Raw genomic sequence first — 15072 nt, forward strand, 5'->3', positions numbered from 1 at the left:
TTTCGGCTCCGAGTTAACAATTTTTCTTAATTTTACATCATCTTGCATTTGTCTCACATTTATTTGAAATTACTATATAATTAAGATTGGATTGAGTAAGGAGGGGTTGGGATGACGACAACTTTAGAAAAGTTAGAAGGACTCGATGAACCTATCTTAATTGACGAGCTGAGTTGGAGAGAGTTTAAGGCTGTTGAAGAGTTGCTCTCGCGTCCGGGGGTGAAGCTGTCGTTTTTAGATGGGGTATTGGAGATTAGACGTATGCCTGGAAGAAAACACCAAACTGCCAAACAGCGGATTTCAACGCTGGTGGATATGTATTTGGAATGCGCAGGGAATTGATTTTACGCCAACTGGCTCGGTGACGCTGGAAAGTGAAACGGGAATGGTGAAGCGAGAAGCGGATTTGTCTTACGAATTAGGGGCTAATCGAGAATTTCCTGATGTGGCGGTGGAAGTGGTGGTGACTAGCGGCGGTATTAACAAGTTGGAAGCTTACAAACGTCTCGAAATTCCTGAAGTTTGGTTTTGGGAAAATGGTAGGCTGCGTTTGTATTCGTTGGGCGAAGATGGATATGCAGAGGTCGATCGCTCTCAAGTTCGGCCAGACTTAGATATTGTATTATTGACCCGGTGTATCCATATTGAAAATCACCTTCAGGCAATGCGGGAATTCAGGCAAGCTATTCAATAGAAATTGATTGTGCAATTAATTTTGTAATAATGATTTCTGCCTTTTCTTAAACCTTTTAGTTACTAAGAACTAAAGTTCCTTACTACAACACATCCCAACGGGCAGCATACACTGCAAGAGCGGAGCGAAGTCGATCGTCCGAGACAGTAGTAAGTAAAAATACTTGGCGGGGTGACAACGCCTGTGAAACCTTGATGGTAAAAGCATTAAAGCCCCTGAGTATCAAAAAAGATAGGGGATTATGGACAGGCTGATTGACTCATAAGATCCTCCAAGCTCGCCTTGAACCTGATTCAAGGGAGCTCGCCACTCTCTTTTATTAACTCATATCAAATCCGTTAGCATCGGAATAGTAAATTCGAGTTCACTGTTGACTGTTGACGGTTGACTGTTGACGCCGTGAACAGTCAACAGTCAACCATCAACATCATGTATGAGTGTAACCGGAAATTATATCACGCCCGCAAAGATCTTTTTGCTTGGTCAATCAACTCAAAACCTTGACGCAGCTTTGCTTTTAACCTGCTTGTCACCCCGTCAAAGTGTTGAGTTTAGGGTTGGTTTAGGCAGTATGCACGATAGACTATTAAGTTATTGTGCATCTAGGTTCCCATTTCCTCTATTTGAGAATCCTTGTGCCACGGGTCAGAGAACCCCTTGAAAAAAAAAGCGCAATTTAGCTGGCGTAAGCTTAAGACTTACGGATAGAACCCCCAAACCCTTTTTCCAAGAGGGCTTTCAAGTTCCCCCTTTTTTAGGGCAGCACGGGGAAGCATGGTTTCAGACCCTATAGTTCGTAAGTCATGACTATAATTGTATGCTTAGATCAATTAGTATTGAGGTCAAGACCTAGAAGTCAATGAAGGTGTACTCAATATCCCTGAAATCGGCAGGTAGGCTCACACTACAACCCCAAGCAAAATATAGCACATTTGACATTTATGGAGATGCCGTCTCAAATGGGGGAGCTGTTTTTTTTCATCAATTGGCAAACTGTATCAGTATTAGCAGCGCACTTCAGCCCGGTTATTCAACCATAAGATATCATTAAACCAATTGGCGTTCAAGAGAGACGGAATCAATAATTTCCCTAGAGCTGACTTTAAATGACCAAGGGTGAGCGACTGTTGTTATTGAAATAATCCAAATACTAAAATGACTCCGCCATGACACTGATCGCAAGTGAGAATGAACTTGCAAAAAGCCCTCAAAAAATCCCGCTGCGCCTTGTGTTAGTCGTACCATTCGTCCTGCAAATCTTTGCCGCTGTGGGACTGACAGGTTGGCTCTCGCTACGCAACGGCAAAACTGCCGTCAACAACGTTACTAGCCAATTACGAACGGAGGTACTCGCCCGCATCAATCAACAACTAAACACTTATTTGGAAACGCCCCATTTGGTCAATGCCATCAGCGTTGACGCCATTGGCCGCTTTGGGTTGTGGAATCCAGACAATATGAGTTCTATGAGAAGCTACTTCTACTGGCAGCTCAAGCAATTTCCCACAGTTAGTTACATCAGTTTTGGAGGGGAAAGAAAAGAATATGCGGGTGCTGGATATAAGGATGATGGCAGTGTTGTTGTTGAAATAACTGATCGATCTACTAATTTCATTAATACGATCATCAGGGCAGATAAAGAGGGCAACCCGACTCAGTTTAAGGAAACCCACCCAGAGTACGATCCCCGCATTCGACCCTGGTATAAAGCCGCAAAAGTTGCAGGTAAACCCCAATGGAATAAAATTTATCAATATTATATTCAACCTAGCCTAGGAATCTCCGCTAGCCAACCTGTTTACGACCAAAATGGCATTTTTCGAGGAGTTGTAAGTACCGATCTGTTTCTCTCAAAAATCGGCGACTTTCTGCAAACTTTAAAAATTGGTAAATCGGGAAAGACTTTCATCATCGAACGATCGGGATTGCTAGTGGCTTCTTCCACCGCCGAGAAGCCCTTTATCAGCAGCCAAAATCGCCAAGAAACGCAAAGATTAAAAGCGATTGAAAGCAGCGTGCCTTTGATACAGGGAACAGCGCAACATTTAATAGAACGCTTTGGTAACTTTACCGAAATAGACAGCAACCAGCAACTAGACTTCATGCTAGATGGTCAGCGGGAATTCGTGCAAGTATCCCCATTCCAAGATGGTAGAGGTCTTGATTGGCTGATTGTTGTAGTCGTTCCAGAAGCCGACTTTATGGAGGAAATCAATGCCAATACCCGCAGCACTATCTTACTCTGCCTTTTAGGGTTAGTGCTAGCGACGTTGTTAGGAATCCTCGCCTCCCGCTGGATCACCCATCCTATTTTTCTTTTGAGTAGAGCGAGTAGAGCGATCGCTAGCGGTCAATTAGACCAAAAAGTAGAGGTAAATGGCATAGATGAACTGGGAAGTCTGGCTCAATCTTTTAACCAAATGGCACAGCAATTGCGCGAGTCTTTTGCTGCTTTAGAAAAGACCAACTCCGAGCTAGAAAATCGAGTAGAAGAACGAACAATTGAGCTAAAAGAGGCAAAAATTGCCGCTGATAGTGCTAACCACGCCAAGAGCCAATTCCTCGCCAACATGAGCCATGAACTCCGCACACCCCTGAACGGAATTCTAGGATACTCTCAAATTATGGAACGCGATAAAACTACCACTCCTAAACAAAAAGATGCTATCCACATTATTCACCAGTGTGGTTCGCACTTACTTACGCTGATTAACGATATTTTAGACCTTTCTAAAATTGAAGCCAGTAAAATGGAACTTTACAGCTCAAGTTTTAATTTTTCTTCTTTTTTGATCGGGGTTGTGGAAATGTGCCGCATCCGAGCTGAACAAAAAGACATTACATTTAGTTATCAAGCTTTAAATCAACTTCCTAACGCTGTAAGTGCTGATGAAAAACGACTGCGCCAAGTTTTGATTAACCTTTTGGGCAATGCTATTAAATTTACAGAAAAAGGAGGTGTTATTTTTAAGGTAGGCGTAATAGGTACGGGGGAAGACTCCGACCAATCACAACTTACTAAAATTCGTTTCCATATCCAAGATACGGGGGTTGGAATGGCACCCGAACAGTTAGAAAAAATATTTTTACCGTTTGAACAAGTCGGAAATAGCCAGCAGAAGGCAGAAGGCACTGGGTTAGGATTAGCGATCGCACAGAAAATTGTTCAAATGATGGGAGGCGAAATAAAAGTCGAAAGTATACTGGGTCAAGGCAGCAGTTTTTCCTTTGATTTAGAGTTGACTCAATCCTCTGAATTTATTGAGCAAACTTCGCTAACTACTTCAATTAATTTAAGGGGTTTTAAAGGAACTAAAAATAAAATTTTGTTAGTAGACGATCGATTAGAAAATCGAGGTTTTATTAGAACTTTTTTAGAACCACTAGGTTTTAAAATCATGGAAGCTTGTAATGGACAAGAGGGTTTAAATAAAGCCATTGATTTTCAACCAGATCTGATTATTACAGACTTAGTGATGCCAGTAATGGATGGATTTGAAATGTCGCGGCGCTTCCGAAAGTCATCAGAGTTTAAGGATGTAATATTGATAGCATCCAGCGCCAGCGTGTTTGAATTCGATCGGAAAAATAGCCACGAAGCAGGTTGTAACGAGTTCCTAGCAAAGCCTATCCAAGTAGAAGAATTGCTAGAAGTCTTAAAAAATTACTTACAAATAGAATGGATCTACGACCACCCTGCGGATTTGGCGATCGCACGCCAGGAAGGTTTCACGGATTTATTAAACGTTCAGAGTGATGAGCTTGTGATACCGCCATCAGCAGAGCTGGTAGCGCTGTTTAATGCGGCTCGGATCGGCGATATTGAAGTGGTTGAGCAGGAAGCCAATAGACTCAAGCAGATAGACGGCAACTATCTACCCTTTGCTAATAAAATCTTGCAATTTGCCAAAAATTTTGAAGAAAAAGAACTACTAGCTTTTGTAAAAAAACATTTGGGCTAATAAAATGGTTAACCAAAAAGACAATGTAATTTTAATTGTTGACGATAACCCGAATAACCTCAAACTTCTGTTCGATTTTTTGAAGGAGTCAGGCTTCAAGGTTTTAGTAGCTAAGGATGGGGAAAGTGCTATTGAGAAGTTACAAGAAGTTTCGCCAAATATCATATTGTTAGATGTGATGATGCCGGGGATGGATGGCTTTGAAACTTGCTACCGCTTAAAAGCATCGGTAGCAACGAAAGATATCCCTGTGATTTTTATGACAGCTCTTACGGATCGCGTCGATAAGGTTAAAGGTCTGTCAATGGGGGCAGTAGATTATATTACCAAACCCTTTCAGCAAGAAGAAGTCCTAGCCCGCGTGCAACTACACCTGAGACTGCGAAATTTGACTAAGACCCTGGAAGAGCAAAATGTGCTTCTCAAACAGGAAATTGAAGCGCGAAAAGAGGCGGAAGCGGCCTTGCAGAAACTCACTTCTGAGTTAGAGGAACGGGTGGCTTCTCAAACGGCTGAACTTAGAGAAGCCTGCAACGAGCTTCAACAGGCTCAAGTTCAGTTGTTGGAAAGAGAAGAAAAATTAGGACATGATGCTTTTCACGACGCGCTAACTGGTTTGCCTAACCGCGCTTGGTTTATGAATCGGCTGCAACAGGCGATCGACTTGTCGTACAGACATGAAGATTATCTATATGGGGTGCTATTTATTGACCTAGATCGCTTTAAAGTAGTGAATGATAGCCTCGGACATTTGGTTGGGGATGAATTACTAAAAAGCGTTGCTCGTCAACTGCAAGTTTGTTTACGCCACACAGATGCAGTTGCGCGGTTTGGAGGAGATGAATTTGTGATCTTGCTGGAAGATATTAAAGATATTGATGAACCAAACAGGGTGGCTGAACGCATCCAAAATCAATTAAGGCAGCCGTTTAATTTGAATGATTATGAAGTATTTACCGAGATCAGCATTGGAATTATCGTTAGCACAATGGGTTACGATCGCCCAGAAGACGTACTCAGAGATGCGGATATCGCTATGTATTATGCTAAAGCTCAAGGTAGAGGGCGTTACGAAATTTTCGATCCAGCTATGCAAACTGTGGCGATGACGCGCTTGCAGTTGGAGAACGACTTGAGAAGGGCAATGGCGCTACAAGAATTTTGCGTTCACTACCAGCCAATTGTCTCCCTTTCTACGGGGCAACTGAGTGGCTTTGAAGCTTTGGTGCGATGGCATCACCCATCTGGCATCATCTACCCGCCTGCTGAGTTTATCCCTGTGGCTGAAGAAACTGGTTTGATCAATGAATTGGGGTGGTTTGTTTTGCAGGAAGCTTGTCACCAGATTAGTATTTGGCAGCAACAGTTTCCCCAAACACCACCCTTGGCGATTAATGTCAATCTTTCCCCCGTGCAGCTCAAGCAAGCAAACCTACTCAATCGAATTGAGGAGATTTTGCAGCAGACTGGCTTTCCCAGCTACCGTCTCAAACTAGAGATTACTGAAAGTTGCATTTTGGAAACAGTATCCAGAGAAGAAAAGATGTTGAAGCAGCTAAAAGCTCTAGGCATTCTGTTGTGTATCGATGACTTTGGCACGGGCTACTCTTCTTTAAGTCGCTTACATGAGTTTCCCATTGATACCTTAAAGATTGACCGGTCTTTTGTGAGCCGCATTGGCTCAGACAACAGTGGCGTAGAAATTATCCAGACAATTGTGACGCTGGCTCGCAGCCGAGGTATGGATATTGTGGCAGAAGGCATAGAAACGCCAACACAGCTACAGAAACTGCGAGAGTTGGGGTGTGAGTTGGGGCAAGGATATTTATTTTCTAAGCCTGTAGACAGCGAAAAGGCAACCGAACTATTAGGCATAAAAGTAGGGGTAGTAAGCTAGCAGGCCATCTAGTTTAGCCACAATAAATTTTATGAATCTCTTGTAGGAAAGGCGCAAAAGCCTACTCTCCTTATACATTTCTCTCTAATCTCAAGCCGGGATTGGCCAAGGCTAGGGCCTCGAATTGCTCGCTACTGACAAGAAGTCCGATCGCGTTTGGCAATTCTATAGATATGATTTCTGATTGAGTAATTGTTTGTACCATATTTAATTACAGGCTTTTTTAGATTGAACTCGGTAACAATAAAAGAGTTAAATAAGAACTATCGCGGGGGGTGGGGCGGGTTTACGAGATTATCGGTTTTAGGCAATTATTTTTGGTGGACCCGCCCCTACAAATTTTTGACAATCGTGCAATAATTTTGATGCTTTCTACAACTGTCCGAAACCTTTTTTTGGCTTATCTTTTTTCTTTTTCTTCTTCTGCTGGGCTCCCATATAGCCACGGGAACCGGGCTGCATTCCGGGGCCACCCATTCCGGGCATTCCCGGCATTCCCGGCAATCCTCCCATTCCTGTAAAGTTGCCTTGACTCATTTGCTGCATCATTGTACGCATTTTCTGGAAATCGCTCACCAGCTTAGTTACGTCGTTTTCAGCGTAGCCTGCGCCTTTGCCGATGCGGCGGCGACGGGATGGAGAACTTGCTAAAAGTTCGGGATTGCGGCGTTCTTCAACTGTCATGGAATTAATCATGGCTTCGGTGCGTTTTAGCTGCACTTCTCCCTGCCGCATTTGTTCGTCTGAAAGTTTGTTCATCCCCGGAATCATTTTCATGATGCCGCCGAGGGAACCCATGTTTTTGAGCAGTCTGGTTTGCTTGAGAAAGTCGGTAAAGTCAAACTTTGCCGTAAGCATTTTCTCTTGCATTTTTTCGGCATCGGCGATGTCAAATTCTTCTTGCGCTCTTTCTACTAGCGTCAAGACATCGCCCATGCCGAGTATTCTCGATGCCATGCGATCGGGATAAAATGGTTGCAAAGCTTCCACTTTTTCGCCGACGCCGACAAATTTAATCGGCGCGCCGGATATTTGTCGCACTGACAAGGCTGCACCGCCGCGGCTGTCGCCGTCTAATTTGGTTAAGATTGCGCCGGTAATGCCGATTTGTTCGTGAAAGGTGCGGGTTAAATTTGCTGCTTCTTGGCCGGTCATGGCATCAACAACTAACAGCGTTTCGTGGGGTTGTACTGTTTCTTTGATGCGGCCCAATTCTGCCATCATGTCTTGGTCGATTTGCAGGCGGCCTGCTGTATCGACGATGATGGTATCGATGCCGATTTGTTTGCCGTGTTCGATACCTTGGCGGGCAATTTCTACGGGGTCAATGTCTTTGCCTAATTCAAATACGGGTACGTCGATTTGTTTGCCGAGGGTTAGCAATTGGTCGATCGCGGCTGGTCGATAAATGTCGGTTGCGACTAGCAGTGCGGTACGATTTTGTTTGCGGAGGTGCAGCGCTAGTTTGGCGGTAGCTGTGGTTTTCCCGGTTCCTTGCAAACCTGCCATCAGGATCACTGTGGGCCCGGATTCGGCGGTGGCGAGGGGTACGTTGGTTTCCCCCATGACACGCACGAGTTCGTCGTGAACGATTTTGATGAATTGTTGGTCGGGACGAACGCCTGAAACGACTTCTGCGCCTTGTGCTTTTGCCGCTACCTCTCCGATGAAGTTTTTGACGACTTGGAGGTTGACATCGGCTTCCAGGAGGGCGCGGCGGACTTCTTTGAGCGCGTCTTGGATGTTGGACTCGGAGATTTTATTTTGTCCGCGCAGTTTTTTCCAGGTGGATTCGAGTCGATCGGCAAGGGCTTCAAACATAGGGCAATTTAGGCTAGTCAGTATTTTTAATTTTAGGCTAAATGGGAGTTTTTGGATTGGGGTTTTGCTGAAAGTTGAATGTTTTTATTTTCTAACCGCTGAGGAACGCGGATTGATGCTGAAACTAATTCAAATTCATGTAGTAGGGTACGTTTGGACAAACCCTACTTTCGGGAATATGATTAAAGTATTTCCGTCACCTTGCGACAATTTTTATGTCTGCTTATGCCCCAAAAGATTCGAGAACTCAAAAGCCTGCTACTAAAAGCTGGGTTTACTTATCGTTCGGCAAAAGGCAGCCATACAAGATGGGTTCATGCTTGACTACTATCATGAACCAATTACCATTGCTGGAAATGATGGCGATGATGCCAAACTGTATTTAGAGAGAGAAGTTAATCGAAAAATTGGAATATTGAAAGCAATTGAAGAAGATGAACATGAATCATGAAATTACCTTATATAATTGTTATTCAATGGTCGGAGGAAGATAATTGCTACCTAGTTCACTTACCTGATTTTCCATCTCAGCAGTTCCACACTCATGGAGATACCTACGAAGAAGCTTTGCAGAATGCAGTAGAGGTATTAGAGCTTTTAGGTGAAGAATATCAGGTAGATGATAAATCTCTCCCAGAACCTAAAACTCTAGTAGAAAACTTGCTGTTTGCTTGATTATAGATTTGAAGCGATCGCCCTTCCCCAAAAAACAGGCGATCGCTCTTTTCTGTAGAAGGGCGATTGTTTTTATAGTTGGATGTTTTGAAGTTATTTTATGTGGGTTTTGATGTATCCGCTCAATAATCCGGGGTAAATCGCTCAACGATGCACGTCAAATGACGCAAAATCGTTCCTTAGTGGGTAGTCGGCCCCGAATTATTGAGCGGATACAATATATAAGTAACCACACAAAATTAATTACATAAAGACTCCTTGCTAGGCAAGGGTTTCAGTAGAAATATTGTGTAATTAATTCGGAACTACTACTAACTTTCCCCGAGTTTTAATTTCTACTTTTAGATTAGCCTAAAAAATATTTAAAGGAAGAACTGTTTTAATATCAATTTTCCCAAGTACGGTTGCGTATAGATTAATTGCCCGCTATCTGTAGGGACACGGCAGTGCCGTGTCCTACGCCAAACTGCCGTGTCTCGTACCCGGCACTAACTTTATAGCCCGTCTAATTCCTACAAATAACTAAGCTAAAAACTGGAATTGAGAACCATTAACTGCCAATGCAAACGGACTCGCTTGTTCAAATGCACCCGTAAGTTCAAAGCTGTTGGTATTTAAAATTACCCCCACAATTTGTCCAGTAAATATGTTTTCAATCACCATGTCATTGATAATTCCGTCGTTATCGTAAGCAATCAAATTGTCGTCTTCAAAGAAAAGGTCTAGTTCTGTTAAACCGTCGGTAAGGCCAATACGATCGCCCTCGTCGAAGTTAAAATCGGTAATGACATCGGCTCCATTTATACCAAATGCTTCATCGTTGCTTCTGAGCACAAATATATCAGCACCGAGGCCTCCCGTGAGCACGTCAACTCCCCGATCGCCCACCAAGAAATCGTTGCCCTCATTGCCATCTAAATCGTCGTCTCCTTGCCCTCCCCGCAGGATATCGTTCCCGAAGCCTCCGAAGATAAGGTCATTTCCGGCGTCGCCCCTAACTACGTCGTTGCCATCATTTCCATCCAGGCGATCGTCCTCTTTCCCGCCGTAAATTATGTCATTTCCGCCACCACCACCGATAATATCATTGCCGTTATTTCCTAACAGACGTTCGTTGGAATCGGATGAACCTCCTATAGTATCGTTGCCGTCCAGTCCCCAAACTCCCCAGGGAAAAGACGACAAATTTCCATTCCCTACGTTAATCTCATCGGGTGTAGCGAAGCCCAAAAGACGTGGACCGCCCCCAGCAAATACAGGAAATCCCGTCACATCGGCAATGAGATTGTTAACCGTTAAAGCCATAAGTATGTCCTTTCAAAAATCCTGTTAGCTGTATTATACATTTTAATTATTTCCTTGCCAAATAGCAAGTATGTTTGGATTTTGGCTGCAACTTTTATTTCCTCAATTAATGACAAGCAACCTGCTAGTCTATCGTCAATTAGAATTACCAATACTTCGGCTAGGCGATCGTATAAGTTACCAATTCCCAATTCCCAATTACCAATTACCAGGGCTGTGCTTCATTCAACCCAAACCTGCTATAGATCTCGCCTTTGAGTCAAATAGCATTAGTTGCTGACACTATCCGCTACAGTCTACCGCTTATAATGGGTGTTACCCCCCAGGCAGTAAACACGTTAATATCACCTATAACGTCGAGACTGAGAGGTTGTTTGTGAATAAAAGTAAAAGTCCCTGGGCCCATCCTCCGAGAAAAAACCCAGTTTCCGATACCCATACACAAACTTTACAAACAGGATATAAGCTCTTTACAAAGTCATAATCGCCGATCGCTGATATTCTTTGGCAAAATCCACTGCTTTCAGGTGTTTTACTCATGTCTACTCCTAAATCGTCTTCCCATCAAAACAACAACTCCGTAAAATCACTGCCAGCGACAGATATCGTCCCAACAAAGCAAGACAGTAACAATCTGCCCAGCGAACCAAGTATAGAACAGCTACTGGAAGCTTTGGCGGGCAAAGTACCCAGTCAATCTTCAGAAATTGAACCCTTGAAAACGTGGAAACAAGATTTACAGCGATTGTTTCAATTTCTTGGCGACCGCCGCGTTTTAATCGCAGTAGTGGAACCGGGAACTTTTGCCCTGCGTTATGCTAACGCGGCATTGTGTCGCTTGGCGGGTTGGGAGGAAATGTCTTTGGGAACTCAATCTACCAACGGTTGGTTTGCAGACACCCACCTCACTCTGCTGGAACTGTTCGAGGATTGGGGGGGCAAAACAGCAGAACAATTGTACCGTCGCCACCTTTTGCACTGGGTATTTAAGCAATATTATCAAATTGACACCGACGGTTTACGGGTGCTAGACGAACCTGTCACGGCGAGTGTAAAAAACCCCAAACATCGAGAATCCAGATTTATAGAATTTTGGCTGGGTTCGGAACAGTTAAAAATTACTCGAATTAACTCAAAAATAGATGAATTTGCGGATATTTCTTTAAGATTAATGCCTGTTGCGGAACGGGAAGCTTGGCTGATGCAGCCGAATCAACTGGAGAATTTAGCCGCTCGATTGCAGTTGGATAATTATCGCGTAGAAGGCTTGCTGCTGCTAGAAGGTTTTGATGTCACCGTGCAGGAGCAAATTCGGCGGCTGACTCAGTTATTGATCGATCAAGATTCGATGCTGCGGCCAGACAAATTTGAGAAAATCGATCGGTGTTTGCGATCGCTCTTCAATGCTGACGGCACTTTGCTGCTGCGCCCCGACGGCGAACAAGTACAGCTATTAGTTGCAAAAGACGGCCAACATTTGCAGCCGATTCTTTATTCAATGCACTCCCTAGAAGCTTCTCACTTTTTGAAGGCCACAGCAGCAAATCAAGTTTGGAACGTGCCAGACTTGCGTAGGGAGTGCGAAACCGAGTGCGATCGAACTTTGCGGAGAATGGGAACTCGATCGATGCTGCTGGTGCCCCTCGTAGTCAAATCCGTCACCCGTGAGGGGTGCGGGGTGCGGATTTTGGGTGTCGTGGGGCTGTTGTGCGATCGGCCAAACCACTTCAACGGCATTGACGCTCAACACGCCCAAGAACTCATTCCCGCCTTCATTGCAGCCCTGCGGCAAGCCATCCAGGAGCGGTTTACCCACATTCACAACATCCACCCCGCAGTCGAGTGGCGGTTCGCCCAAGAAGCAGAAAGGCGAAGTTGGGGACTACCTCCAGAAACAATCGTATTTGCTGACGTTCATCCACTGTACGGAATTTCGGACATTCGCGGTTCTAGCGACGAAAGAAACCGAGCCATTCAAACTGATTTGCTCGAGCAATTCCGCTTAGGTTTAGCCATAGCTGATGCCGTTTGCCAAACACAAACTACCCACCTCGGCGCGCAACTGCGGCTCGACTTGCTCGACTACATCGAGCATTTAAAACAAAAAGTAACAGTCGATATGGAGGTGCGAGCAGCCGAGTATTTAAACGAGCATTTAGAAGTATATTTTGACTATTTTGTGCAGTGCGGGCCCAAGGTTCAGGCAGCCGTTGAAGCTTATCAAGCAGCCTGTGAAAACGAACACAACTGCGTTTACAGCGATCGCAACCGCTACGACCAAATGTTGAACCTAATCAGCACCAAACTCCAAGAAACCTGGGCCCGCTGGCAAGAAAAAATGCAGCAAATTTTGCCCCACTACTGCGACATCGAATGCACCGACGGCATCGATCACATGATTTATGCAGGAAAATCGATCGACCCCACATTCAGCCAGTTTCACCTACACAGTTTGCGGTACGAACAACTGCGAGCAATTTGCGACTGTGGCCGCACAGTTTTTCGCCTGCAAGCCGAGTCTCAAATCAACATGGAACTCGCACATTTAGTATTAGTACAGAATACGACTATCGACATTTTTCACAACGAAAACACCGAAAAAATGTTTGATGTCAAAGGCACTCGCGACATCCGCTATGAACTCGTCAAAAAGCGGATAGAAAAAGCCGTTGACAAAGACGCACAAGAGCGAATTACCCAGCCAGGAATGTTAACGGTAGTTTATTCAACCGAAGACGAATGGGAAGAGTACCAACAATACTTGCGCTACTTGTCTCGCGAAGGTTGGGTAGAGCCAAAAGTTCAGACTGGTATGGTAGAATCACTCCAAGGAGTCAGCGGTTTAAAATTCGCCCGCGTGCGTATTTTACCTGAACCGGAATCTATTGCTACTATCTGTGAAGTTACAGTAGTCAGCGATTGAGAACCCGTTCAATTGCCTGTTTTAGACCCAGTGCGATCGCTCCCATCTCCTCCTGTTTGACACAGAGTGCGATCGCTCCTATCCCCATGAACAACTCTGCAGCGAAAGCATTCGGGACTCACACACAAGACCGAGATTACATTTAAGATGTTTGTTGACATCAACGACCAAGCCCACATTTTCACTTAGTGTATATTCCGTGTGATTGGGAATCGCCAAATACACGATCGGAATCACACAAGATTAAGATTAAGTAGTGTTAAGCTAATGAGAATTAGCTCCTGTAATTTATAACTTAAGTGATGTTAACCTTATCCAAATACCAAATAAATTCTACTCTGCACGAAGGCGTCGAAACAATAATCTATCGCGGACAAACACCGACAGACGCGCCCCCAGCAATTCTCAAAGTCCTCAAAGCCGAATATCCCACCCTCGAAGCCATTACCAGGCTCAAACACGAATATCAAATCCGCCAAAATTTAGACAGCGAACAAATCGTCAAAGCCATCAGTCTCGAAACATTTGACCACCGATTAGGAATCGTTTTAGAAGACTTTGGCGGCGAATCCCTCGCCCAACTGCTGGAAAGAGAAACCTTGAGCCTGCAAGCAAATTTAAACATCGCCATCCAAATAGTCAAAGCCTTACAATACCTGCATTTTCATCACATTATTCACAAAGACATCAAACCCAGCAACATCATAATTAACTCGCAAACAACACAAGTAAAACTCACCGACTTCGGCATTGCCACAAAACTCAACAAAGAAAATCCCCAATTTAACAATCCCAACTCAGTCGAAGGCACCTTAGCCTATATGTCACCCGAACAAACCGGGAGAATGAACCGCACCCTCGACTACCGCACAGACTTTTATTCCCTTGGGATCACATTATATGAAATGCTGACAGGAAAATTGCCTTTCTGCAGCAACGACCCCTTAGAAATAGTTTATAGCCACATCGCAGTTCAACCAATATATCCCCATCAAATCAATTCAGAAATACCTGTCGCTATCTCAGAGATAGTGATGAAATTGATGGCAAAGAATGCCGAAGATAGATATCAAAGTGCGGCCGGATTGTTAGCAGACTTAGAAATTTCTTTGCATCAGTTAGAAATCAACGGACAAATTGCCGACTTCATCCCCGGACGCTTAGATATTCTCAGCCAGTTGTTGATACCCCAAAAATTGTACGGTAGGGAAAATCAGGTTAATGAATTGCTAGCAGCGTTTGAACGTGTAAGAGGGGGCTTAGCCAACAATTTGTCAGAAGAAAAAATAGCTACCTTTGAACAAAAATTGCCCCCATCAGGAAGCAGCGAATTAATGCTAGTATCAGGCTACTCAGGCATCGGTAAATCAGCCGTAGTCAACGAAGTTAGTAAACCTATTACCAGGTCAAAAGGTTACTTCATTAGCGGCAAATTTGACCAGTTAAAACGCAACATTCCTTATGCCTCATTAATCCAAGCATTTAACTCATTGCTGCGGCAATTGCTAACAGAAAGTGCACTTTCATTAGAAATATGGCGCACTAAAATTTTAACAGCAGTGGGAACAGACGGCCAAGTAATTGCCGACGTAATTCCAAAAGTTGAATTAATCATCGGCAAACAGCCAGAAGTCCCAGAACTCGCCCCTGTAGAATCCCAAAATCGATTCAATCGGGTATTCAAAGAATTTATTCGGGTTTTCGCCCAAAAAGAACACCCCCTAGTACAGCTCGGCGTAAGTAGACAGACTATATTTGTGGTAGAATAACATAGTTAGTTTAGACCAGTTTCGGT

9 protein-coding genes and 1 pseudogene are annotated in these 15072 nt (G+C 44.1%); 8 read left to right on the plus strand and 2 right to left on the minus strand.

Features of this window, described 5'->3' with window-relative positions; genetic code table 11:
- Nucleotides 1-111: 111 nt before the first annotated feature.
- The 4 genes from QUA90_RS28605 to QUA90_RS28620 all read left to right on the plus strand — a co-directional run bounded on the left by QUA90_RS28605 (nucleotide 112) and on the right by QUA90_RS28620 (nucleotide 6553).
- Nucleotides 112-342, plus strand: a complete 231-nt coding sequence (locus tag QUA90_RS28605; protein ID WP_333324418.1) for a hypothetical protein — start codon at nucleotides 112-114, stop codon at nucleotides 340-342.
- Between the two features lie 19 nt (nucleotides 343-361).
- The gene (locus tag QUA90_RS28610) at nucleotides 362-694 is read left to right on the plus strand and encodes a Uma2 family endonuclease (RefSeq protein WP_333324416.1); all 333 of its coding nucleotides are present in this window, start codon (nucleotides 362-364) and stop codon (nucleotides 692-694) included.
- A gap of 1166 nt (nucleotides 695-1860) precedes the next feature.
- Entirely contained in the window at nucleotides 1861-4656 is a 2796-nt protein-coding gene (locus QUA90_RS28615; RefSeq protein WP_333389244.1) for an ATP-binding protein, read from the plus strand.
- Nucleotides 4657-4660: 4 nt separating this feature from the next.
- Entirely contained in the window at nucleotides 4661-6553 is a 1893-nt protein-coding gene (locus QUA90_RS28620; protein WP_333448590.1) for an EAL domain-containing protein, read from the plus strand.
- A 372-nt stretch (nucleotides 6554-6925) separates the two neighbouring features.
- Here the strand turns inward: QUA90_RS28620 and ffh are convergent, their stop codons facing one another.
- On the minus strand, nucleotides 6926-8374 hold the full coding sequence (ffh, locus tag QUA90_RS28625) for a signal recognition particle protein (protein WP_333448591.1): 1449 nt from the start codon (nucleotides 8372-8374) through the stop codon (nucleotides 6926-6928).
- Nucleotides 8375-8690: 316 nt separating this feature from the next.
- On the opposite strand from ffh, the gene QUA90_RS28630 reads away from it, so the two are divergent.
- Together QUA90_RS28630 and QUA90_RS28635 are read left to right on the plus strand one after the other, a co-directional pair.
- A complete protein-coding gene (locus tag QUA90_RS28630) occupies nucleotides 8691-8825 on the plus strand; it encodes a hypothetical protein (protein ID WP_333309175.1) in 135 nt (44 codons plus the stop codon).
- Entirely contained in the window at nucleotides 8822-9049 is a 228-nt protein-coding gene (locus tag QUA90_RS28635) for a type II toxin-antitoxin system HicB family antitoxin (protein ID WP_333448592.1), read from the plus strand. The genes QUA90_RS28630 and QUA90_RS28635 overlap by 4 nt, the downstream gene beginning before the upstream one ends.
- A 522-nt stretch (nucleotides 9050-9571) precedes the next feature.
- Here the strand turns inward: QUA90_RS28635 and QUA90_RS28640 are convergent.
- The gene (locus QUA90_RS28640) at nucleotides 9572-10354 is read right to left on the minus strand and encodes a calcium-binding protein (protein WP_333448593.1); all 783 of its coding nucleotides are present in this window, start codon (nucleotides 10352-10354) and stop codon (nucleotides 9572-9574) included.
- A gap of 538 nt (nucleotides 10355-10892) precedes the next feature.
- On the opposite strand from QUA90_RS28640, the gene QUA90_RS28645 reads away from it, so the two are divergent.
- Together QUA90_RS28645 and QUA90_RS28650 are read left to right on the plus strand one after the other, a co-directional pair.
- Entirely contained in the window at nucleotides 10893-13277 is a 2385-nt protein-coding gene (locus QUA90_RS28645) for a GAF domain-containing protein (RefSeq protein ID WP_333309181.1), read from the plus strand.
- Nucleotides 13278-13579: 302 nt separating this feature from the next.
- A pseudogene (locus tag QUA90_RS28650) lies at nucleotides 13580-15004 on the plus strand (protein kinase domain-containing protein); the annotation flags it as partial.
- Nucleotides 15005-15072: the final 68 nt, after the last annotated feature.

The organism is Microcoleus sp. D3_18_C4, from assembly GCF_036702355.1.
In the GTDB taxonomy this organism is placed as follows: Bacteria; Cyanobacteriota; Cyanobacteriia; order Cyanobacteriales; family Microcoleaceae; genus Microcoleus.

What these genes read in the sequence shown, in the direction of transcription:
- QUA90_RS28645 (WP_333309181.1), top strand. Translation starts at nt 10,893, where the DNA reads ATGTCTACTCCTAAATCGTCTTCCCATCAAAACAACAACTCCGTAAAA.
- ffh (WP_333448591.1), bottom strand. Translation starts at nt 8,374, where the DNA reads ATGTTTGAAGCCCTTGCCGATCGACTCGAATCCACCTGGAAAAAACTG.
- QUA90_RS28615 (WP_333389244.1), top strand. Translation starts at nt 1,861, where the DNA reads ATGACACTGATCGCAAGTGAGAATGAACTTGCAAAAAGCCCTCAAAAA.
- QUA90_RS28635 (WP_333448592.1), top strand. Translation starts at nt 8,822, where the DNA reads ATGAAATTACCTTATATAATTGTTATTCAATGGTCGGAGGAAGATAAT.
- QUA90_RS28620 (WP_333448590.1), top strand. Translation starts at nt 4,661, where the DNA reads ATGGTTAACCAAAAAGACAATGTAATTTTAATTGTTGACGATAACCCG.
- QUA90_RS28640 (WP_333448593.1), bottom strand. Translation starts at nt 10,354, where the DNA reads ATGGCTTTAACGGTTAACAATCTCATTGCCGATGTGACGGGATTTCCT.
- QUA90_RS28605 (WP_333324418.1), top strand. Translation starts at nt 112, where the DNA reads ATGACGACAACTTTAGAAAAGTTAGAAGGACTCGATGAACCTATCTTA.
- QUA90_RS28630 (WP_333309175.1), top strand. Translation starts at nt 8,691, where the DNA reads ATGCTTGACTACTATCATGAACCAATTACCATTGCTGGAAATGATGGC.